The organism is Streptomyces sp. NPDC046866, from assembly GCF_040704625.1.
GTDB lineage: Bacteria > Actinomycetota > Actinomycetes > Streptomycetales > Streptomycetaceae > Streptomyces.
In genome coordinates, this window is record NZ_JBEYXN010000004.1 from 284,948 (window position 1) to 304,665 (window position 19,718).

Below are 19,718 nucleotides of genomic sequence, written 5' to 3' on the forward strand. Positions count from 1 at the left end.
GATCGAACCCCAGAGGATGCCCAGCGGGCGGCCGACTAGTCCCACCCTTTTGTGTAATGGTCCCACCGCGTTCCGTGCTGAAAGGCTTCTGCCGCAGATCCACGGAGTGTCGAAAGGGAAGCGCATGTCGGTCCAGGCAGGTTCCGAATCCGAGGTCCAGACCCCCCAGCGGAGCCTTGCGACTTCGGCCGCGCGGAACTTGGCAACCACGACCAAGTCCGTACCGCAGATGCAGGAGATCTCCGACCGGTGGCTCCTGAAGACGCTCCCGTGGGTCTCCGTCCAGGGCGGCACCTACCGGGTCAACCGCCGGCTCAGCCACACCGTCGGCGACGGCCGCGTGGAGTTCGTCAAGACCGGGAGCCAGGTCCAGGTCATCCCCGCCGAGCTGGGTGAACTCCCGCTGCTGCGCACCTACGAGGACCTCGACGTGCTCACCGAGCTCGCCCGGCGGTGCCGGCAGGTCGACTTCGAGCCCGGCCAGGAGCTGACCTCCTTCGGCAGCGTCTCCGACCAGGTCTTCCTGCTCGCCCACGGCCGCATCGAGCAGATCGGCCCCGGCCCCTACGGCGAGGACGCGGTCCTGCGCACCGTCGCCGACGGCGCCTACTTCGGCGAGGACTCCCTCGTCGACGACGAGGCCATCTGGGAGTACACCGCCCGCGCCGTCACCTCCGGCACCGCCCTCGTCCTGACCCGCCAGGACTTCCGGCTGCTCGCCGACCGCGCCGACTCGCTGCGCCGGCACGTGGACTCCGTACGGTCGAGGCCCGAGCGGCGCACGAACGCCTTCGGCGAGGCCGCCATCGAGCTGTCCGCCGGCCACGAGGGCGAGCCCGTCCTGCCCGGCACCTTCGTCGACTACGAGGCCAGGCCGCGCGAGTACGAGCTCTCCCTCGTGCAGACCGTCCTGCGCGTGCACACCCGCGTCGCCGACCTCTACAACCATCCGATGAACCAGACCGAGCAGCAGCTGCGGCTCACGGTCGAGGCGCTGCGCGAGCGCCAGGAGCACGAGATGGTCAACAACCCCGAGTTCGGCCTGCTCCACAACGCGGAGTACGACCAGCGCATCCAGCCGCACGACGGCGGGCCCGGCCCGGACGACCTGGACCAGCTGCTCAGCATGCGCCGCGGCTCCACGATGTTCCTCGCGCACCCCAAGGCCATCGCCGCCTTCGGCCGCGAGTGCAACAAGCGCGGGGTGTACCCGGACCCGGTCGAGGTCGGCGGCCGGATGCTGCAGGCCTGGCGCGGGGTGCCGATCTACCCGTGCGACAAGATCCCGATCAGCGACGCCCGGACGACCTCCATCCTCTGCATGCGCACCGGCGAGGAGGAGTCGGGCGTGATCGGCCTGCACCAGCCGGGGATTCCGGACGAGATCGAACCGAGCACGTCGGTGCGGTTCATGGGCATCAGCGAGCAGGCGATCATCTCCTACCTGGTCACGGCCTACTTCTCCGCCGCGGTGCTGGTGCCGGACGCGCTGGGCATCCTGGAGAACGTCGAGATCGCCCGCCGGTCCTGACCGGCCGGCCGAGGAGCACCGGGGATCGGGGGCACGCCATGGGCGCCACGGAGGCGATCGCGACCGGCGAGGGGCAGGAGGCCGAGGCCGCCGCCCTGCTGGAACGGACGAGGGGAACGGTCGACCCGGAGCTGCGCCGCGCGCTCGCGGGCCTGCCCGGCGGGATGCGGCGCGTGGCGATGTACCACTTCGGCTGGGAGCACGCGGACGGCACGCCGGCCGCGGCCCCCGCGGGCAAGGCGATCCGACCCGCCCTGGTGCTGGCCGCCGCCCAGGCCGTGCAGGGCCAGGGCGGCACGGCCGGGGCCGGCGCCGCGGGCACGGCCGACGGGGCGTCGGCGGCGGCGGTGGTGGCGGCGGTGGCTGTGGAGCTCGCGCACAACTTCACGCTGCTGCACGACGACGTGATCGACAAGGACGTCACCCGGCGCGGCCGGGCCACGGCCTGGACGGTGTTCGGGATCCCGGACGCGGTGATCACGGGCGACGCCGTCATGGCGCTCGCCCTGAAACTCCTCGCGGAGGACCCGCACCCCGCCTCGGCGGCGGCCTCGGCCCGGCTCGCGGCCTGCATGGTCGAGCTGTGCGCGGGACAGCAGGCGGACTGCGCCTTCGAGCAGCGCCGGCACGTCTCCCTCGACGAGTGCCTGGTCATGGCCACGGCCAAGACCGGGGCCCTGCTGGGCTGCGCCTGCGCGCTCGGTGCGCTCTATGCGGGCGCCGGGCCGGAGGAGGTGGACGCCATGGACGCCTTCGGCCGGGAGGCGGGCCTCGCCTTCCAGCTGATCGACGACCTGATCGGCATCTGGGGCGATCCCGGGCACACCGGCAAGCCCGCCGGGGCCGACCTGCTCGCCCGCAAGAAGTCCCTGCCCGTCGTGGCCGCGCTCACCTCGGGCACCGCGGCCGGCGAGGAGCTCGCCGCGCTGTACGCCGGCCCCATGACGGGGCGCGACGTACACCGGGCGGCCGACGCCGTGGAGCGGGCCGGCGGGCGGGACTGGGCGCAGGCCCATGCCGCGGACCGGATGGGCCGGGCGGTGCAGCAGCTGTCGCGGGCCGTGCCGGACCTCGGTGCGGCGGGCGGGCTGCTGGCGCTCGCGGAGTTCGTCACGCGGCGCACGCGGTGACCCCTTAGCGCACCCTGGCCGGTGCGCAAGCCCTGTTCCGGCACCGCATGGTGCCGGAACAGGGCTATTCGCGGTTTCGGCGCCAACTCTAGGATCTGCCGAGCCGATTGAGACTTCAGTGAAGGGTGTGGAACGTGGTGCTGGACATACGCCGGGCCGGCCAGGCGGACCGGGACGCGGTCGCCCGACTGCTGGACGAGGCCTTCCGCGACGACCCGGTGAGCAGCTGGGTCTTCCCGGACCCCGAGCACCGGGCCGCGGTGCACGGCCGGTTCCTCGGCGTCTTCGTGGACGTGGCGCTGGCCGAGGGCCGGATCGACTGGGCGGCGGACGGGTCGGCGGCCGCGCTGTGGCTGCGGGTCCCTGCAGGTGAGCCGGAGGGTGAGGACGAGACGCCGGCCCGGATGCGGGCCGTCGCCGACCCGGACAACGAGCGGTGCGAGCTGGTGGGCCGGCTGACCGGGGCGGTGCACCCGACGGCCGAGGAGCACGAGTACCTGCTGATGATCGCGGTCGCCCCGGGCCGGCAGGGCGAGGGGCTGGGCACCGCCCTGATGCGGCCGGTGCTGGAGCGGTGCGACCGCGACGGCGTGCCGGCGTACCTGGAGGCGAGCAGCGAGCGCAGCATGCGCCTGTACGAGCGGCTCGGCTGGGAGTTCACGGGCGAGGCGGTGCAGCTGCCGGAGGGGCCGCTGATGTGGCCGATGTGGCGCAAGCCGCAGCCGCCGGCCGCCGCGGCGGCACCGCCCCTTGCCTAACCACTACAGCTGAAGTACTTTAACTGGCGTGCCCCGGAGCGGTGGCACTGCCGAACGGAAGAGAATCGCTTGCGCAAGCTCACGTACTTCATCGCCACCACGGTCGACGGCTTCATCGGCGGCCCGGACGGCGATGCGGAGTTCATGTACTCCTGCGTGGACGAGGAGTTCGTGGCCCACCTGGTGGCCGAGTACCCGGAGACGATCTCCGCGCTGGGCCGGACCCGGCTCGGCATCGAGGACGTGCCGCCGAAGCGGTTCGACACGGTGCTCATGGGGCGGCGCACCTACGAGCCCGGCCTCAAGGCGGGCATGACCAGCCCCTACGGCCACATGCGCGAGCAGTACGTCGTCTCGCGCTCCCTCACCGAGCCCCTCGACCCGCAGGTGCAGCTGCTCGACGGGGACATCGCCGCCGCCGTCCGCAAGCTGAAGGCGCAGGACGGCCTGGACATCTGGCTGTGCGGCGGCGCGGACCTCGCGGCCCAGCTGCACGAGGAGATCGACGAGTACGTCGTCAAGACCTACCCGGTCATCGCCGGGACCGGCATGCCGATGTCCCGGACCGGCTTCGGGGTGCGCGAGCTGGAGCTCACCGGCTGCACCGCCCTGAGCGGCGGCCAGGTCATCACCTCGTACGCCGTCAAGCGCTGAAACCCGCCGAACGCGCGGAACCGGCCTACCGTGGTGGTATGACCGGTGAAAAGCGGCAGTCCGATCCGCGCCACGGGCGAGCGCACGAGACGGTCGCCCCGCAGGCCGGGCACGAGCAGTACACGTGCCCGGTCTGCGGACGCGCCGTCGACACGGTCGTCAGGCGGCGCAAGGCGCTGGGGATCTTCGTTCCGGAATGGGTCCCCGGTCCGTGCAGGAACCCGGAGTGCCCCCAGTACGCACCCGAGGCGGGACGGCTGCCCTAGCGGCCGCCCCCGGAACCAGGCCTGCCGCGGCGGCAGGCCTCAGCTCTTGGTGCCCAGCCCCGAGGCGACGAGCCCGTTGGCCCACAGCTGGTTCACCCGGGCCCGCTCGGTGCTGTTGGGGTAGGCGTTCGTGCAGGAGGTGCCCGGGCCGCCGCCCGACATCAGCTCCGAGCACGGGCCGGAGTAGTGGTCGGGCAGACCCAGCACGTGCCCGGTCTCGTGCGCGGTCACGCGGGTGGAGTTGTACTGCTGGTTCTGCTGGTAGTCCAGGAAGATGTAGCCGCGGCCGTGCCCGTCCGTGCTCGCGTACGAGCCGCGCGGGTCGTTGCCCTCGCGGTAGGAGAAGCTGCCGCCGGAGGACACCTCCTGGAGCTTCACGTTGGTCACCGAGCTGTTCCATATCTGGGTGGAGCGGGCTATCTGGGTGCGGAAGCTCGGCGCGTTGCGCGTGTTGTAGGTGACGGTCACCACCTGGATGCCCGGATTCGCGGCGCGCTGCTCGGCGACCGAGCGCTGCACGGCCTCGAAGAAGGCCCGGTTGGCGTCCTGGTTCTCCTGCGAGCGCTCGTAGGCGGCGTAGCTCTGCGCGCTTCCGGCGGCGGGGACGGTCGCGGCGCCGGCGGTGGGGACGACGCCGCCGAGGACGGTGGCCACGCCGAGGCCCACGGCGGCGGCCAGCAGGGTCTTGCGGGAGGTGTGGCGGGAGTGGCGCATGTGGGGGCTCCTACTCAACTCCGGTGCGGGGGGTGGTGGTTCGGTACCGGAGTCTGCGGGAGCCCGACGGGCCCGCGGATGATGTCAGCCACCGATAACGCCGTCCTATCGGCAGGTTTCGGCGAAGCGGCTTGCGTGAGAATGGCGTGAATCGGCGGGGTGTCAGTGGCTGGTGAAATCAAACGGGGCCGCCCTACCCTCGGGGCATGGAGCTCGAGGTGAGGCACCTGCGCGCACTGTGCGCCATCGCCGACGCCGGCAGCCTGCACAAGGCCGCGCGGCAGCTCGGCGTGAGCCAGCCCTCCCTGACGACCCAGCTGCGCCGCATCGAACGGGCCCTGGACGGCGAGCTGTTCCTGCGCGAGCGCACCGGATGCCGGCCCACCCCCTTCGGGCGCACCGTCCTCGGCCGGGCCCGGCCCCTGCTCGACGGCATGGCCGCCCTCGTCGCCGAGGCCCGGGCGGTGGCCCGCGGGCCGCGGCTGCGGCTCGGCTCCACGGCCAGCCGCGCCCTGCCGGGGTGGCTGCGCCGGCTGCACCGCCGGTGGCCGGAGACGGAGACCTCGCTGGTGGTGGACGTCTCCGCCAACGCCCTGCTGCGGATGGTGGCTTCGGGGCAGCTGGACGTGGCGTTCGTCCACGAGGTGGAGGGCAGCCCGCTGCGGATCCCGGACGGGCTGGAGGTGCGGGTGCTGGTGGAGCGGGAGCCGCAGTTCGTGTCGATGTCCCTGGACCACCCGGCGGCCCGGCGGCCGGTGGTCGAGTTACGGGACCTGGCCGCCGACCGGTGGACCGTGGACCCCTCGGTCGACGGCGAATGGGACGGCCTGCGGCGGGTCTTCGCCCTGGCCGGCGTGGACCCGCCGGTCCTGCACGCCGACTACCACACGGCCGCCTCGCTGATCGTCTCCGGCGAGGCCGTCGCCCCCTGCCAGCCGACCTCCGGGCCGCGCGACGACATGGCCATCCGGCCCCTGTCGGGCGACCCCCTGGCGGTGCGCCTGCTGCTGGCGACCCGGCCCGGCGCCCACCCGGAGGCGTACGAGGACCTCCGCGCGGCCTACCGCGAGGCGGCCCTGCGCACGCCCCCGTACCGCGCCTGGCTCCACCACCACGCCAGCCCCCTGCTGGCGGCGTCGTAGGGCCGCGGCCGGAGGGGCCCGCGCGGCCCGTGCACGAGGCCCGTCCACGAGGCCCGTCCACGACTACGGCCCGGCCGCATCGGCGGCCGGGCCGTAGTCGTGTGCTCCGGGCGGCAGAGCAGGAGAACCGGGGCTGCCCGGATCAGGCCTGCTTGGTCTCCCAGAAGATGCGGTCGATCTCGGCGATGAGGTCGAGGGCCTTCTGGCCGGTCGCCGGGTCGTTGGACGCCTTGGCGGCCGACAGGGCCTTCAGGGTGTCGTTGACCAGCGTGTGCAGCTGCGGGTACTTCTCGAAGTGCGGGGGCTTGAAGTAGTCGCTCCACAGCACCGACACGTGGTGCTTGGCGAGCTCGGCGCGCTGCTCCTTGATGGTGATGGCGCGGGCGCGGAAATCGGCGTCCTCGTTGGCCTGGTACTTCTCCTGGACGGCCTTGACGGACTGGGCCTCGATGCGGGCCTGGGCAGGGTCGTACACGCCGCACGGCAGGTCGCAGTGGGCGGAGACCTTCGCCTTGGGGGCGAAGAGGCGGGAAAGCATGGAGTTGTCCTCCTCGTGATCGTCTTCTCAAGGGCGAGGTTACTCCGTGGGAGGGCGTATTTCGCGAGCGGCCCCATGGGCTTAGGACAAAAGTCCAGGGTCGGCCGGGGACCGGTGAGCGAACGTACGGGAGTGTGCGGCAGCATGCCTGGTGAGGTGCGAGTGCGCGAGGAGGTCGGCCATGGCGGAGCAGAGGCGCCCCCGGTTCGAGGTGCTGGAGGTGGCGGGGCCCTCGATGGTGCCGACGCTGCTGCACGGCGACCGGCTGGTGGTCCGGTACGGGGCCGCGGTGCGCCCGGGTGACGTGGTGGTGCTGCGCCACCCGTTCCAGCAGGACCTGCTGGTGGTCAAGCGGGCGGTGGAGCGGCGGCCGGGCGGCTGGTGGGTGCTGGGCGACAACCCGTACAACGAGTCCGGCGACAGCACCGACTACGGGGCGGTGCCCGAGGAGCTGGTGCTGGCGACGGCGGTGCTGCGCTTCCGGCCGCGCCCGGCGGATCAGAGCTCGCTGAGGGCGCGGCTGTCCTGGGCGGTGTCGGCGCTGCGGCCGCTGCGGGCGGACGCCTCGGCCTCCAGCCGCTTGCGGGCGCGGTAGGCGGCCACGTTCGCCCGGGTGGCGCAGCGGTCCGAGCAGTAGCGCCGGGAGCGGTTGGTGGAGGTGTCGAGGTAGGCGTTGCGGCAGGGCGGCGCCTGGCACAGCCCGAGCCGGTCCGGGCCGTGCTCGGTGAGGTGGAACGCCAGCCCGAAGGAGGCGATGGCCGCGTACCCGGCGGAGGCGTTCGAGGGGTGGTCGGCGAGGTGGATGTGCCAGTCGGGACGGCCCTCGTCGTCGAGGTACTCGTGCCCCGAGACCTGGGGGCTGACCGGGAACTCCATGAGCAGGGAGTTCAGCAGGTCCACGGCGAGCACGTGGTCGCCGCCGTCGGCGGCTTCGAAGACGGCGCGCAGGCGGCCGCGGACGTTGCGGAAGCGCGTCACGTCGGTCTCGGTGACCCGGCGGGCCATCTGCGTGCTCGTGCCGAAGAGGGCGCGCACGGCCTCGACCGAGGTGAGCGCGTCCTTGTTGCGGGCCGGCTCCTCGGTGTTGACCAGGCGCACGGCATAGTCCGAGTAATGGGCCAGTTCCACTTGTAGTCCTTACGGCTGCCGATTAGTGTCTCGGGTAACGGCTGATATGTCTTCGAGGGTATTACGCGCGGAGGGGTTCGCGATGGCTGACGTCACGACGACCGACTGGCAGGCCTGGCAGGACAGCTGGGACCGGCAGCAGGAGTGGTACATGCCCGACCGCGAGGAGCGGTTCCGGGTGATGCTGGACATGCTGGAGGCACTGGTCGGACCCACCCCCCGGGTGCTCGATCTGGCGTGCGGTACGGGAAGTATTACGGACCGCGTCCTCAAGCGGTTCCCGAACGCCACGAGTACCGGGGTCGATCTGGACCCGGCGCTGCTCACCATCGCCCGCGGACACTTCGCCGGCGACGGCCGCGCCGCCTTCGTCACCGCCGACCTCAAGGACCCCGACTGGGTCGCCGCGCTGCCCCACGCCTCGTACGACGCGGTGCTGACCGCCACCGCCCTGCACTGGCTGCACAGCCCGCAGCTCGCCGTCCTCTACCGGCAGCTCGCCCCGCTGGTGCGCGAGGGCGGGGTCTTCATGAACGCCGACCACATGCCCGACCCGGCGACGCCGAGGATCAACGCCGCCGAGCACGCCCACCGGCACGCCGCCATGGAGCGGGCCCGGGAGGAGGGCGCCCTCGGCTGGGCCGAATGGTGGGCCCTGGCCGCGGCCGACCCCGTCCTCGCCGAGCCGACCAGGCAGCGCTACGAGATCTACGGCGAGCACGCCGACGGCGACACCCCCGCGGCGGACTGGCACGTCCGCACGCTGCGCGAGGCGGGCTTCGCCGAGGCCCGGACCGTGTGGAGCTCGCCCTGCGACGCACTGGTCCTCGGTCTGAAGTAGGACCTTTGGAGGAAAGTGAGAAATCGAAAAAGCCGCCAGGGGCGGTACGGGACCCGATCGGGATCCGTACCGCCCCTGGCGCCGTACTGCAGGAGCGGGCGCGGGAGCGCTCAGAGCACCTTGGACAGGAACGCCTTGGTGCGCTCGTGCTGCGGGTTGCCGAGGACGTCGCGCGGGTTGCCGGACTCGACCACCACGCCGCCGTCCATGAAGACCAGGTTGTCGCCGACCTCGCGGGCGAAGCCCATCTCGTGGGTGACCACGACCATGGTCATGCCCGACTCGGCCAGGTCCCGCATGACGTCGAGGACGTCGCCGACCAGCTCCGGGTCGAGCGCCGAGGTGGGCTCGTCGAAGAGCATCAGCTTCGGCTCCATGGCCAGCGCACGGGCGATCGCCACGCGCTGCTGCTGGCCGCCGGAGAGCTGGGAGGGGTAGTTCCCGCCCTTCTCGCCGAGGCCGACCCGGTCGAGCAGCTTGATGGCGCGCTCGCGGGCCACCGCCTTGGACTCCCGCTTGACCATCACGGGGGCTTCCATGACGTTCTCGATGGCCGTCATGTGCGGGAAGAGGTTGAAGCGCTGGAAGACCATGCCGATGTCCCGGCGCTGGGCCGCGACCTCGCTGTCCTTCAGCTCGTAGAGCTTGTCGCCCTTCTGGCGGTACCCCACCAGGTGGCCGTCCACCGACAGGCGGCCGGCGTTGATGCGCTCCAGGTGGTTGATGCACCGCAGGAACGTCGACTTGCCGGAGCCGGACGGGCCGACCAGGCAGAAGACCTCGCGCGGGGCGACCTCGAGGTCGATGCCCCGGAGGATGTGGGCGGCGCCGTAGGACTTGTGGACGCCTTCTGCCTTGACCATCGGCTGGGCGGTCATCGCGCGACCTCCGTACGGCGGAACATGTTCAGGTTGGCCTTGAGCCGCTGGAACGGCGTGGGCGGCAGGCTGCGCAGCGAACCGCGGGCGAAGCGGCGCTCCAGGTAGTACTGGCCGACGCTGAACACGCTGGTCAGGGCCAGGTACCAGATGGAGGCCACGAACAGCATCTCCATGATGGCACCGGCGGTGTTGCCGATGTTCGACGTGGCCCGCAGGAGTTCTGTGTACTGCACCGCCGAGACCAGGGAGGAGGTCTTCAGCATGTTGATGAACTCGTTGCCCGTCGGCGGGATGATCACCCGCATCGCCTGGGGCAGCACCACGCGGCGCATGGTCTGCGTCTGGGTCATGCCGAGCGCGTGCGAGGCCTCGGTCTGGCCCTCCTCGACGGACTGGATGCCCGCGCGGACGATCTCCGCCATGTAGGCGCCCTCGTTCAGGCCGAGGCCCAGCAGGGCCACCATGAACGGGGTCATGACGTCGACGGTCTCGTTCTTGTAGATCGGACCGAGGTTGATGTACTGGAAGATCAGCGACAGGTTGAACCACACCAGCAGCTGCACGTACACCGGGGTGCCGCGGAAGAACCAGATGTAGAGCCAGGCGACCGAGTTCGTCACCGGGTTCTTCGACAGGCGCATCACGGCGAAGAGGATGCCGAGCGCGAGGCCCAGCGCCATGGAGGAGACGCTGATGATGACGGTGTTGCCGAGGCCGCTGAGGACCGCCGGGTCGAACAGCTTGTCGCCGACCGTCTTCCAGATGATGTTGCCGTTGGCGAAGGCGTACACCAGCCAGCCCAGCAGCGCGACCACGACGACGCCGCTGACCCAGCGGCCGTAGTGCCGCACCGGGATGGCCTTGATGGCCTCGTAGGGGGTGCCCGAGGGGCCGGGTCCGGCCGGCGGGGTGGCGGCCGGACCCTTGTCGATCTTGTCAGTCACAATGACTGCCCTTCAGTGGAGCGTGGAGCGCGGGTCTTACTGGCCGGCGTTGATCGTGGCGGACTTGACGGCGCTGTCCTGCACGTTCCACTTCTCCAGGGCCTTGGCGTAGGAGCCGTCCTTGATCGCGGCGTCGAGGGCTTCCTTCAGCGCGTCGCGGAGCTGGGTGTTGTCCTTGCTCACGCCGATGCCGAAGAGGCCGACGTCGCTCTGCTGGCCGGCGATCTCGAAGTCGTTGCCGCCACCGGAGGTCTTCACCGTGTAGGCGGCGACCGGGTAGTCGTTCAGGTCGGCGACGGCGCCGCCGGCCTTGACGCGGGTCTGCGCCTCGGCGTCGGTGTCGAAGGCCTGGATGGTGAGCTTCTTGTCGCCGCACTTCTCGGCCTGGGCCTTGAAGGTGTCCTCGTAGATCGTGCCGCGCTGGACGGCCACGGTCCTGCCGCAGAGGTCGTCCATGGACTTGATGCCCTCGGGGTTGCCCTTCTTGACCAGGAGCGACAGACCGGAGGAGAAGTAGTCGACGAAGTCGACGCCCTTGCCGATCTTCTGGCCCTTGTCGTCCAGGCCCTCCTGGCGCTTCTTGTTGTCCGTGATCGAGGACATAATCGCGTCCTCACGGCCGGTGTAGATCGAGGTGATCAGGCCGTCGAAGGTGCCGGCGGTGAACTGGAACTTCACGCCGAGCTGCTTGCCGAGCGCCTCGGCGATGTCCGGGTCGACACCGACGATCTTGCCGTTCTCGACGAACTCCATCGGGGCGTACGCGGAGTCCGTGCCGACCTTGATCACGCCGGCGTCCTGGATCTTCTTCGGGAGCTTCGAGAAGAGCGGAGCCGAGCTGTCGGCCTTGGCGCCCGTCGACGGGGTGCTGGAGCCCTTCTCCGTCTGGTCACCGCAGCCGGTGAGGATCAGGGCGCCGGCGACCGCGATCGCGCCGACCGCGGCGATCCGGGACCGGGCGGCGGTCGTACGACGGGTGGTGCTTGCGGTCATGAGCAGGTTCCTCCGACTGGCTGGGAAAAACAAGCGGGAGAGGGTCGGGCACGCACCTTCGAGTGTCGCGACCTCGTGTGATTACGGCATCTTGCCATTCGGACTGACGCATTCAGGCAGTTCGTCAGGTCAAAATCGGATAACGGGTGTCCCGGTGTGCCCAACAGGGCTGCGGACAGACCGCCCACGGACCGCAGAAACCGCTGTGACCTGGCCTTTTTGATGGATTATTTGCGGTGCGTCTCACCAGTCGGACAGAGCGGTTTGGACCTTTCGCCGAAATCCGGACAAGAGACATCCAGTCCAGCCGGAATCGACTCGTCTGGGTGAGTGTTCTTCGGGTACAACGGATCCTTACACCCCTCATCCGGGGCTCAGGGCGCGCGTGCGGCGCGCCCCGCGCGTACGAACCTCCCCTTCGCGGAGACGGGCCAACCGTCGATGCGGAGTACGAACGCGGTGCCCGCCCACCCCTTAACCAGGAGTGGCCACCCTCAACGATTCAAAGACTTAAGGGGTCAAGAACAGTGGCAGCGGAGATCGTCAATCCTCGCAGCGACAGCGTTACGGACAACAACCCGGACGCGGTGTTCGCGCTGCACCGGGGCGGCAAGATGGCCATCGAGGCCACCGTGCCGGTCCAGAACAAGGACGACCTGTCCCTCGCCTACACGCCCGGCGTGGCGAAGGTCTGCACCGCGATCGCGGAGCAGCCCGAGCTGGTCAACGAGTACACCTGGAAGTCCAACGTGGTCGCCGTCGTCACCGACGGCACGGCCGTGCTCGGACTCGGTGACATCGGACCCGAGGCCTCCCTCCCCGTGATGGAGGGCAAGGCCATTCTCTTCAAGCAGTTCGGCGGCGTGGACGCGGTCCCGATCGCGCTCGCCACCAAGGACACGGACGAGATCGTCGAGACCGTCGTCCGCCTCGCCCCCTCCTTCGGCGGCGTGAACCTGGAGGACATCTCCGCACCGCGCTGCTTCGAGATCGAGCGCCGCCTGCAGGAGGCCCTCGACATCCCGATCTTCCACGACGACCAGCACGGCACGGCCATCGTGACGCTGGCCGCCCTGCGCAACGCCGCGAAGCTCACCGGGCGCACGCTCGGCGACCTGCGCGCCGTGATCTCGGGTGCCGGCGCGGCGGGCATCGCCATCGCCAAGATCCTCGTGGACGCGGGCATCGGCGACGTGTGCGTCACCGACCGCAAGGGCGTCGTCTCGGCGGACCGCTCCGACCTGACGGACGTCAAGGCGGAGATCGCGGGCCTGACCAACAGGACCGGACAGACCGGCTCCCTGGAGGCGGCCCTGAACGGCGCGGACGTGTTCATCGGCGTCTCCGGCGGCACGGTGCCCGAGGAGGCGGTGGCCTCGATGGCCAAGGACGCCTTCGTCTTCGCCATGGCCAACCCGAACCCGGAGGTCCACCCCGACGTCGCGCACAAGTACGCGGCGGTCGTGGCCACGGGCCGCTCGGACTTCCCGAACCAGATCAACAACGTGCTGGCCTTCCCGGGCATCTTCGCGGGCGCCCTGAAGGTCCGCGCCAGCCGGATCACCGAGGGCATGAAGATCGCCGCCGCCGACGCCATCGCCGGTGTCGTGGGTGACGAGCTCGCCGCCGACTACGTGATCCCGTCGCCGTTCGACGAGCGCGTCGCCGAGGCCGTCGCCTCCGCGGTCGCCGCGGCCGCCAAGGCCGACGGCGTGGCCCGCCTGGGCTGACGGACCGACGGGCCCGCCGCGTGAGCGGCGGAGCCTGCTGCCTGCCGCAACGCGAAGGGGCCCGGCCGGATGATTCCGGCCGGGCCCCTTCGCGTATGCCGGCTTGCAGGGCGCACCCTCCCCGCCCCCGAACCGGGAGGGGTCGCACCGCAGCGGCGCGTGGGGGGAGGCGGGCCCGTCCGGGTGGCGCGCAGGGCGCCGCAGGCAGGCCGGCGCACTGCGCCGCTGACGTGCGGCCACGTGACAGGCTCATGACGAGCCGGGCCGCACGGCCTGAATATTACCGCCCTGCGAGGCCTGATCTTGACGTTCCGCTTCCGTGTCGCCAAAGCGCAAGAGTGCACGTACAGACCGTAGTTGGGAGGGTGACGGACAGTTCCGTTCTTGATCGGTTCGGGCCATTCCGGACGCGTCCTGACCCCCTTCCGGTTCCCGTCCGAGGCCCCCGTTCCGTCGGCGGGCAGTGCGACGAAGGCCTCACCCGCGAAGCGGCGGCAGCTCTGGCCCCCGCGCGCTACCGGGCGGTAGCGTCGCGGCATGTTCGCTGCCTATGCCGCCCGAATCGACCGTGACCAGCCGCTGAGCGGCCTCGAGCTGGGCGAGCGCCCGGCCCCGCAGGCCCGCCCCGGCTGGGTGACCGTGAACGTCAAGGCCGCCTCCCTCAACCACCACGACCTCTGGTCGCTGCGCGGGGTGGGCCTCGGCGAGGACAAACTCCCGATGATCCTCGGCTGTGACGCCGCCGGCGTCGACCAGGACGGCAACGAGGTCGTCCTGCACTCCGTGATCGGCCAGAGCGGGCACGGCGTGGGCCCCGACGAGCCGCGCTCGATCCTGACCGAGCGCTACCAGGGCACGTTCGCCGAGCAGGTGACCGTTCCCGCCTGGAACGTGCTGCGCAAGCCCGCCGAGCTGTCGTTCGAGGAGGCCGCCTGCCTGCCGACCGCGTGGCTGACGGCGTACCGGATGCTCTTCACCAACGCGGGCGTGCGGCCCGGCGACGCGGTGCTGGTCCAGGGTGCGGGCGGCGGCGTCGCCACCGCGGCCATCGTCCTGGGCAAGGCGGCCGGCCTGCGGGTCTACGCCACCAGCCGGGACGAGGCCAAGCGGAAGCGGGCGGTGGAGCTCGGTGCGGTCGAGGCCTTCGAGCCGGGGGCGCGGCTGCCGCAGCGGGTGGACGCGGTCATCGAGACGGTGGGCGCGGCCACCTGGTCGCACTCGGTGAAGTCGCTGCGGCCCGGGGGGACGCTGGTCATCTCCGGCGCCACGAGCGGGGACCGGCCGGCGCACGCGGAGCTGACCCGGATCTTCTTCCTGGAGCTGAAGGTGGTCGGCTCGACCATGGGGTCCAAGGACGAGCTGGAGGACCTGCTGGCGTTCTGTGCGGCGACCGGGGTGCGGCCGGTGATCGACGAGGTGCTGCCGCTGGATCGGGCGCGGGAGGGCTTCGAAAAGCTGGCGTCCGGCGACCTCTTCGGCAAGGTCGTCCTGACGGTCTAGGCGACCGCCCCCGCTCCTGCCGCGGCCTCGGGGGCCGGTGTCCGCCGCGGCACGAGGCCGCGGCCCCGCTGCCGCTGTTCCGCTGCGCGGAGCTGTCCCCTCCCCGCCCCTTCTCCCCCAGCTACCGCTGGGAGGTGCCCCCAGAAACCGGGGCTGCGCCCCGGGCCCCGTTCCGTGCACTTCGCGCCCGGTGCGCTCAAACGCCGCGCGGGCTGAAATCAGCCCCGCCGGCGTTTGAGGCGCTGGGGGTACCCCAGCGGTAGCTGGGGGAGGGTCCGGGGGCGGAGCCCCCGGCTGCGGGAAGGGGGGTGGGGGAAGGGTTCCGCGCAGCGGCGGCGGTACCGGCCGGCGGGAACGGCTTACGGCTCAGCGGGACGGGCCGAGCAGGGCGGTGATGCGGTCCGCTGCCGCGGCCAGGTGGGTCCGGGCCTCGGCCAGTTGGCCCGCGCTCACCCCGTGGTCGCGGGCCGCGTCCCGGACGTCGTCCCGGAAGCGGTCCAGGAGCCGGTCGAGGTCCCGGGCCGGATCCCCGGTGGAGGCGAAGTCCTCCGCCCAGCGTGAGTCCGGCGCGGGCGTGTCCCTGCCGGAGCCGGTGGCCGCCGGGCCGGCGGGGGCGCCGGTGCCGGTGCCGTGCGCGTCGGGGCCCGGGGCGGGGGAGTCGGCGGTGTCCGGGCCCGGGGCGGTGGGGCCGGGGTTCAGCCAGCTGCCCGCCAGGTTGCCCAGCATGCCGCCGGACTTGGCGAACTGCTCCTGGAGCTGTGCAGCGATCCGCATGACCTCCTCGCGTGCCCGCTCCTGCGCCTCCTTGGCCTGGCGCCGTGCCGCCTGTGCCTCCTCGCGGGCCCGCCGGCTCTCGTCCTTCGCCCGCCGCGCCTGCTCCTTCCACTCCTGCCGGGCCCGCCGCAGCTCCTCCTTGGCCGCCGTCCAGGAGTCGTCCTCCACGCGGGTGGCCGACGCGGAGGCCGCTGCCTGCATCTCACGCCGCAGCGCCCCGGCCGCGCCGCGTACGTCGTCGCGGATCTCGGCGGCGAGTTCGGAGACGGAGTCGCGGATCTCCAGTTCCAGGTCGGCGAGTTCGCCGCCGCGGTCGGCCAGCTCGGCGCGGCCGGCGTCGGTGATGGAGTAGACCTTGCGGCCGCCTTCGGTGGCGTGCGTGACCAGGCCTTCGGCCTCCAGCTTGGCCAGCCGCGGGTACACCGTGCCGGCGGAGGGCGCGTACAGGCCCTGGAAGCGCTCCTCCAGCAGGCGGATCACCTCGTAGCCGTGGCGCGGGGCCTCGTCCAGCAGCTTGAGGAGGTACAGGCGGAGGCGGCCGTGGGCGAAGACGGGCGGCATGTCAGAGCACCTTCTTGTCAAGTGCGAGCGGAGCGGCCGGGTACGGCGCATCGGCCGCCGGGCGCCGCAGCAGGGCGATGGAACCGGAGACGGTGGTGGCCCGCAGGGTGCCGGTGCCGGCGCCGAGGGTGCCGGTGATCCGCTTGGCGCTCAGCTGGCCGGAGACGTGCAGGTCCTCGAAGGCGTTGGAGACGCCGCCGCTGGCGGTGTTGGCCTCCACGCGCGCGTCGGCGGGGTGCGGCAGGCGGATCGCGACCTGCCCGGAGACGGAGTTCAGCGCGATGTCCACGGGGCGGGGGGCCTCCGGGTCCGCGTCGAGGTCGATGAGCATGTCCCCGCTGACCGAGTCGGCCCGTACGGTCAGGTCCGCACCGTCGACGACGGTCAGGCCGCCGGAGACCGAGTGGAAGCCGAGCTCGCCGGTGACGGACTGGGCCTCGACGGCGCCGGAGACGGTGCGGGTCGCGACCGTGCCGGAGAGGCGGACCAGGGTGGCGTCGCCGGAGACGAGGCTGACGTCGGTGCCCCCGGAGATGCCGGAGACGACGCAGGCGGCGCCGACCGCGGCCACCTGGACGCGGGCGGACGCCGGGACGGTGAGGGTGACGACGGCGCTGCGCTCCCAGGCCTTGCGGCCGGACGCGGACCCGGACCAGGCCTTCCACGGCTTGGACTCGAACCACTTGCGCAGTCCCTGGGAGCCGTTCCAGGGCAGGTCCTCGTAGGAGACGGTGAGGGTGTCGCCCTCCTGGACGACGTGCAGCGGCGGCCCCTCGACCTCGGCCACCTCCAGCCGGGCCGGCCCCTCGTCGGCGACGACGTTGACGGTCCCGCCGACGAGCCGCACCCGGAGCTCCCCGACGGGCCCTTCGAAGCCGAGCTTCTGCGGTTCCCCCACCGACCACGTCTTCTGCTCTGCCATGGCGTCCTCCTCGGCGCACGCAACATATCGCGTTTCTGAGGAACACGATATATCGCGGTCTGTGGAAGTCAAGGCCGCCGCACTCCGCCGTCCATCCGCCGGCCGCCGGGACGGGAGAGTGCGTTTTGCGCCATTTCGCCAGCGGAGGGGGAAGGTCCCGCAACGACGGAGGGGCCCGACCCGTGGAACGTGTCCACCGGTCGGGCCCCTCGGCCACCGCCGGGCCCGCGCGCGTACGCCGCAGGCCCGGGCGGGCTCACTCGTCCTCGTCGTCCTCGTCGTCCAGGCGGGCCAGCCAGGTGGCCAGCCGCTCCACCGGGACCTCGAAGTCCGGGTTCAGGTCGACGAACGTGCGCAGCTGCTCGGCGAGCCACTCGAAGGTGACCTCCTCCTCGCCGCGCCGCTTCTCCAGCTCCTCGATGCCGCGATCGGTGAAGTACAAGTCGGGCTCCGTGCCGTGATGAAGGTGTGCAGGGGGATGTTTCCCGCCAGGATAATCCGCATACCCGCCGGGACCTCCCCCCGTCACGGCCCCGGCGCTAGCCTGGAATGCCGTCGACCGGAGGGGGCGGGGGATGCAGGACGGGCGCACCGGCGGCTCCGCACGCGCCTTCGAGCTCCTCGAGCCCCTCGTCCAGGCCGCCACCGTACGCGTCCACGCGGCCCCCGGCGGGTATGCACACCCCGACGGCCACCGGACCGCCCCCACGTGGGGCAGCGGCTTCTTCATCGCCCCCGGCTGGGTCCTGACGTGCGCGCACGTGATCGGGGAAGGGGGTGCGGCGGTGCGTCTCGTGGGACGGGAGCTCGGCATCACCTTCTCCTCCGGACCCGGCACCACCGGGACCGTCACCGGCCGCGTCGAATGCGTGCTGCCCGAGCGGCTCGAAGAGCAGCGCCCCGCCCGGCGCGCCCTGTGGGACCTGCCCGACCTGGCCCTGGTCCGCGTCCTCGCCCCCGTCTCCCACGCCTGCGTACGCCTGACCGACCGGGCCCGGGCCCGCCCTGGCGAGGTGGCCTACTTCGGCGTCACCGAGGACCTCGGCACCCCCGAGATCACCGGCCGCACCACCCGGCTGCGCGGCACCGCCGCGGCCGGCGCCGCCCTGCGCCTCGGAGACGACGACGAGATCGAGCCCGGCATGTCCGGCGGCCCCGTGGTCGACCTGGCCCGCGGGGAGGTCGTCGGCGTCGTCAAGGCCCGCCGGCGCACCGGCGGCGGCGGACTCGCCGTCTCCGTCGTGCAGTTGCGCACCCTGCCGCTGCCCGCCACCGGCCAGGTCGGCCTCTACCGCCGGGTCATCCAGGCCCACGACCTCTACCACTACGACCAGCACCGCAGTGACCTCGACAGCCGCCGCACCTGGACCGACGTCCACGGCGAACTCCCGCCGCCCGACGAGCCGTACGAGGGCCGCCGGCGCCTCACCCCCGCCGAACGCACCACCCTGTGCGGCCTGCTCGCCGAACTCCCGCCGCCCAGCTCCTCCGAAGCCGTCCGCGCCCTGGTCGAGGCCGCCCGCGGCGAGGAGCCCGACCCGGCCCTGCCCGCCCCGCTGAGCTGGCGCGACGGCCTCGGCATGCTGTTCGACCCGCCCGGCGGTGCCGGCGAGGCCGCCGCCATGCTCCGCTACGCCACCGACGTCAGCGTCGCCGACCACCGCGAACCGCCCTCGCCCGGCGCCGACGAGGAGCTGTGGGACTGGGTCCGGGCCACCGCCGAGCGGCTGTGGCGGCCGCTGCGCCGCGAGCTCGGCGAACGCCACGAGCAGGGCCTCGCCGCCCGCGACCGGCGCCGCCGCGCCCGCGCCGGACAGCCCGTCCCCGCCCCCGGCCGGCCTGCCGGGGCCCTCGCCCCGGGACCCTCGGTGCTGCTGGAGGCCTGGGCGCACGGCTGGGAGGACGTCTACGACTGGCGGGTATCCGTCCTCGCCGGGCCCGCCCACCCCGGCCGGCTCACCCCCGTGGGCTCCGGCGTCCACGTCAGCCGGGCCCGGCTGCCCGAGGCGGTCCGCGACGCCCTCGCCGAGGCCTTCCGCCGCTGCGACACCCACGAGGCCCCCGCCCTCCTCGAAGTCGCCGTGGCGCCCGAGCTGTTCGGGCTGCCCGTGGACACCTGGACGGTGGCCGGTCGGATCCCGCTCGGGGTCCAGCGGCCCGTCGTCCTGCGCTACCCGGCCGGCGGCGACGGCCCGGCCGCCCCGGCCGCCACCGCCCACGGCCCCGCCCCGTACGCCGACGCCGACACCGACGCGCACCGCAGGGCCGACCGCTGGGCCCGCGTCCAGGCCGGCCCGCTGCTGGACGAGCGGGTCGACTGCGACCGCGGCCGACCCCGCAGCCCCGCCCCCGAATGGCTGGACGCCCTCCCCGACAACACCGTGCCGGTGCACTGCCGGGCCGCCGACGCCGAACCCACCCGCGGATCCCTCCACGCGGTCCGCGACGCCGGGTACGGGGTGGCGGTCACCCGGCGGCCCCCGGCCGACCCTGGGGAGTCCTGCGCGCCCTTCCACCGCGGGCTGCGCGAGGAGCTGACCGAGGCGGGGCGGGGCGCGCCCCTGCCGGTGCGCATCCAGGCGCTGCGGGCCCGCGCCCACGCGGCCGACCCCGACGCGTTCTGGGCCGACGGCATGGCCCTCGTCTGGGACGACCCGGCCCGCGCCCTGCCCGAGGACGAGCCGCTGCAGGGGGATCTGTGACGGGCGGGA

At 72.5% G+C, this 19,718-nt stretch carries 20 protein-coding genes; 11 read left to right on the forward strand and 9 right to left on the reverse strand.

Features of this window, described 5'->3' with window-relative positions:
• Window positions 1–124 precede the first annotated feature (124 nt).
• The 5 genes from AB0953_RS09690 to AB0953_RS09710 all read left to right on the forward strand — a co-directional run bounded on the left by AB0953_RS09690 (window position 125) and on the right by AB0953_RS09710 (window position 4,339).
• Window positions 125–1,531, forward strand: a complete 1,407-nt coding sequence (locus AB0953_RS09690; RefSeq protein ID WP_366858853.1) for a family 2B encapsulin nanocompartment shell protein — start codon at window positions 125–127, stop codon at window positions 1,529–1,531.
• A 38-nt stretch (window positions 1,532–1,569) separates the two neighbouring features.
• On the forward strand, window positions 1,570–2,661 hold the full coding sequence (locus AB0953_RS09695) for a family 2 encapsulin nanocompartment cargo protein polyprenyl transferase (RefSeq protein WP_366858854.1): 1,092 nt from the start codon (window positions 1,570–1,572) through the stop codon (window positions 2,659–2,661).
• Between the two features lie 134 nt (window positions 2,662–2,795).
• Window positions 2,796–3,419 carry a GNAT family N-acetyltransferase gene (locus AB0953_RS09700; protein ID WP_366858855.1) on the forward strand — a complete coding sequence of 208 codons (624 nt, stop codon included), beginning with the start codon at window positions 2,796–2,798 and terminating at the stop codon, window positions 3,417–3,419.
• Window positions 3,420–3,488: 69 nt separating this feature from the next.
• The gene (locus tag AB0953_RS09705) at window positions 3,489–4,073 is read left to right on the forward strand and encodes a dihydrofolate reductase family protein (protein ID WP_366858856.1); all 585 of its coding nucleotides are present in this window, start codon (window positions 3,489–3,491) and stop codon (window positions 4,071–4,073) included.
• Between the two features lie 38 nt (window positions 4,074–4,111).
• Window positions 4,112–4,339, forward strand: coding sequence for a hypothetical protein (locus tag AB0953_RS09710; protein ID WP_366858857.1), 228 nt, complete (start codon window positions 4,112–4,114; stop codon window positions 4,337–4,339).
• A gap of 39 nt (window positions 4,340–4,378) precedes the next feature.
• Here AB0953_RS09710 and snpA read toward each other — a convergent pair whose 3' ends face one another.
• Complete coding sequence (gene snpA / locus AB0953_RS09715) at window positions 4,379–5,053, reverse strand: snapalysin (protein ID WP_366858858.1); 675 nt, start codon at window positions 5,051–5,053, stop codon at window positions 4,379–4,381.
• Window positions 5,054–5,259: 206 nt separating this feature from the next.
• Between snpA and AB0953_RS09720 the strand changes: the two genes are divergently transcribed.
• A complete protein-coding gene (locus AB0953_RS09720) occupies window positions 5,260–6,195 on the forward strand; it encodes a LysR family transcriptional regulator (RefSeq protein ID WP_366858859.1) in 936 nt (311 codons plus the stop codon).
• 142 nt (window positions 6,196–6,337) lie between these two features.
• Here the strand turns inward: AB0953_RS09720 and sodN are convergent, their stop codons facing one another.
• Window positions 6,338–6,733 (reverse strand): superoxide dismutase, Ni, encoded by a 396-nt coding sequence (gene sodN / locus AB0953_RS09725; RefSeq protein ID WP_366858860.1) that lies wholly within the window; start codon window positions 6,731–6,733, stop codon window positions 6,338–6,340.
• Window positions 6,734–6,914: 181 nt separating this feature from the next.
• Here sodN and sodX point away from each other — a divergent pair, with 181 nt between their 5' ends.
• Window positions 6,915–7,328 carry a nickel-type superoxide dismutase maturation protease gene (gene sodX / locus AB0953_RS09730; RefSeq protein WP_366858861.1) on the forward strand — a complete coding sequence of 138 codons (414 nt, stop codon included), beginning with the start codon at window positions 6,915–6,917 and terminating at the stop codon, window positions 7,326–7,328.
• On the opposite strand, the gene AB0953_RS09735 is transcribed toward sodX, so the two are convergent.
• A complete protein-coding gene (locus AB0953_RS09735; RefSeq protein ID WP_366858862.1) occupies window positions 7,232–7,861 on the reverse strand; it encodes a CGNR zinc finger domain-containing protein in 630 nt (209 codons plus the stop codon). The two genes, sodX and AB0953_RS09735, sit on opposite strands and share 97 nt — an antisense overlap.
• An 82-nt stretch (window positions 7,862–7,943) precedes the next feature.
• On the opposite strand from AB0953_RS09735, the gene AB0953_RS09740 reads away from it, so the two are divergent.
• On the forward strand, window positions 7,944–8,702 hold the full coding sequence (locus AB0953_RS09740) for a class I SAM-dependent methyltransferase (protein ID WP_366858863.1): 759 nt from the start codon (window positions 7,944–7,946) through the stop codon (window positions 8,700–8,702).
• A 110-nt stretch (window positions 8,703–8,812) separates the two neighbouring features.
• Here the strand turns inward: AB0953_RS09740 and AB0953_RS09745 are convergent, their stop codons facing one another.
• The 3 genes from AB0953_RS09745 to AB0953_RS09755 are packed head-to-tail and all read right to left on the reverse strand — an operon-like array spanning window position 8,813 to window position 11,520.
• The gene (locus tag AB0953_RS09745; RefSeq protein ID WP_361906693.1) at window positions 8,813–9,580 is read right to left on the reverse strand and encodes an amino acid ABC transporter ATP-binding protein; all 768 of its coding nucleotides are present in this window, start codon (window positions 9,578–9,580) and stop codon (window positions 8,813–8,815) included.
• Entirely contained in the window at window positions 9,577–10,527 is a 951-nt protein-coding gene (locus AB0953_RS09750; RefSeq protein ID WP_366858864.1) for an amino acid ABC transporter permease, read from the reverse strand. The genes AB0953_RS09745 and AB0953_RS09750 overlap by 4 nt, the downstream gene beginning before the upstream one ends.
• 36 nt (window positions 10,528–10,563) lie before the next feature.
• Complete coding sequence (locus AB0953_RS09755; protein WP_366858865.1) at window positions 10,564–11,520, reverse strand: ABC transporter substrate-binding protein; 957 nt, start codon at window positions 11,518–11,520, stop codon at window positions 10,564–10,566.
• A gap of 539 nt (window positions 11,521–12,059) precedes the next feature.
• Between AB0953_RS09755 and AB0953_RS09760 the strand changes: the two genes are divergently transcribed.
• Together AB0953_RS09760 and AB0953_RS09765 are read left to right on the forward strand one after the other, a co-directional pair.
• The gene (locus tag AB0953_RS09760; protein WP_366858948.1) at window positions 12,060–13,250 is read left to right on the forward strand and encodes an NADP-dependent malic enzyme; all 1,191 of its coding nucleotides are present in this window, start codon (window positions 12,060–12,062) and stop codon (window positions 13,248–13,250) included.
• A gap of 537 nt (window positions 13,251–13,787) precedes the next feature.
• Entirely contained in the window at window positions 13,788–14,750 is a 963-nt protein-coding gene (locus tag AB0953_RS09765; RefSeq protein WP_366858866.1) for a zinc-binding dehydrogenase, read from the forward strand.
• Between the two features lie 366 nt (window positions 14,751–15,116).
• Here the strand turns inward: AB0953_RS09765 and AB0953_RS09770 are convergent, their stop codons facing one another.
• The 3 genes from AB0953_RS09770 to AB0953_RS09780 form a co-directional block, all read right to left on the reverse strand.
• On the reverse strand, window positions 15,117–16,085 hold the full coding sequence (locus tag AB0953_RS09770) for a helix-turn-helix transcriptional regulator (RefSeq protein ID WP_366858867.1): 969 nt from the start codon (window positions 16,083–16,085) through the stop codon (window positions 15,117–15,119).
• Window position 16,086: 1 nt separating this feature from the next.
• A complete protein-coding gene (locus tag AB0953_RS09775; RefSeq protein ID WP_366858868.1) occupies window positions 16,087–17,007 on the reverse strand; it encodes a hypothetical protein in 921 nt (306 codons plus the stop codon).
• Between the two features lie 256 nt (window positions 17,008–17,263).
• Entirely contained in the window at window positions 17,264–17,449 is a 186-nt protein-coding gene (locus AB0953_RS09780) for a DUF6104 family protein (RefSeq protein WP_010061466.1), read from the reverse strand.
• Window positions 17,450–17,582: 133 nt separating this feature from the next.
• On the opposite strand from AB0953_RS09780, the gene AB0953_RS09785 reads away from it, so the two are divergent.
• Window positions 17,583–19,709, forward strand: a complete 2,127-nt coding sequence (locus AB0953_RS09785) for a trypsin-like peptidase domain-containing protein (RefSeq protein WP_366858869.1) — start codon at window positions 17,583–17,585, stop codon at window positions 19,707–19,709.
• Window positions 19,710–19,718: the final 9 nt, after the last annotated feature.

What these genes read in the sequence shown, in the direction of transcription:
- AB0953_RS09765 (WP_366858866.1), top strand. Translation starts at nt 13,788, where the DNA reads ATGTTCGCTGCCTATGCCGCCCGAATCGACCGTGACCAGCCGCTGAGC.
- AB0953_RS09770 (WP_366858867.1), bottom strand. Translation starts at nt 16,085, where the DNA reads ATGCCGCCCGTCTTCGCCCACGGCCGCCTCCGCCTGTACCTCCTCAAG.
- AB0953_RS09690 (WP_366858853.1), top strand. Translation starts at nt 125, where the DNA reads ATGTCGGTCCAGGCAGGTTCCGAATCCGAGGTCCAGACCCCCCAGCGG.
- AB0953_RS09775 (WP_366858868.1), bottom strand. Translation starts at nt 17,007, where the DNA reads ATGGCAGAGCAGAAGACGTGGTCGGTGGGGGAACCGCAGAAGCTCGGC.
- AB0953_RS09695 (WP_366858854.1), top strand. Translation starts at nt 1,570, where the DNA reads ATGGGCGCCACGGAGGCGATCGCGACCGGCGAGGGGCAGGAGGCCGAG.
- sodN (WP_366858860.1), bottom strand. Translation starts at nt 6,733, where the DNA reads ATGCTTTCCCGCCTCTTCGCCCCCAAGGCGAAGGTCTCCGCCCACTGC.
- AB0953_RS09710 (WP_366858857.1), top strand. Translation starts at nt 4,112, where the DNA reads ATGACCGGTGAAAAGCGGCAGTCCGATCCGCGCCACGGGCGAGCGCAC.
- AB0953_RS09720 (WP_366858859.1), top strand. Translation starts at nt 5,260, where the DNA reads ATGGAGCTCGAGGTGAGGCACCTGCGCGCACTGTGCGCCATCGCCGAC.
- AB0953_RS09740 (WP_366858863.1), top strand. Translation starts at nt 7,944, where the DNA reads ATGGCTGACGTCACGACGACCGACTGGCAGGCCTGGCAGGACAGCTGG.
- AB0953_RS09755 (WP_366858865.1), bottom strand. Translation starts at nt 11,520, where the DNA reads ATGACCGCAAGCACCACCCGTCGTACGACCGCCGCCCGGTCCCGGATC.
- sodX (WP_366858861.1), top strand. Translation starts at nt 6,915, where the DNA reads ATGGCGGAGCAGAGGCGCCCCCGGTTCGAGGTGCTGGAGGTGGCGGGG.
- AB0953_RS09785 (WP_366858869.1), top strand. Translation starts at nt 17,583, where the DNA reads ATGCAGGACGGGCGCACCGGCGGCTCCGCACGCGCCTTCGAGCTCCTC.
- snpA (WP_366858858.1), bottom strand. Translation starts at nt 5,053, where the DNA reads ATGCGCCACTCCCGCCACACCTCCCGCAAGACCCTGCTGGCCGCCGCC.
- AB0953_RS09745 (WP_361906693.1), bottom strand. Translation starts at nt 9,580, where the DNA reads ATGACCGCCCAGCCGATGGTCAAGGCAGAAGGCGTCCACAAGTCCTAC.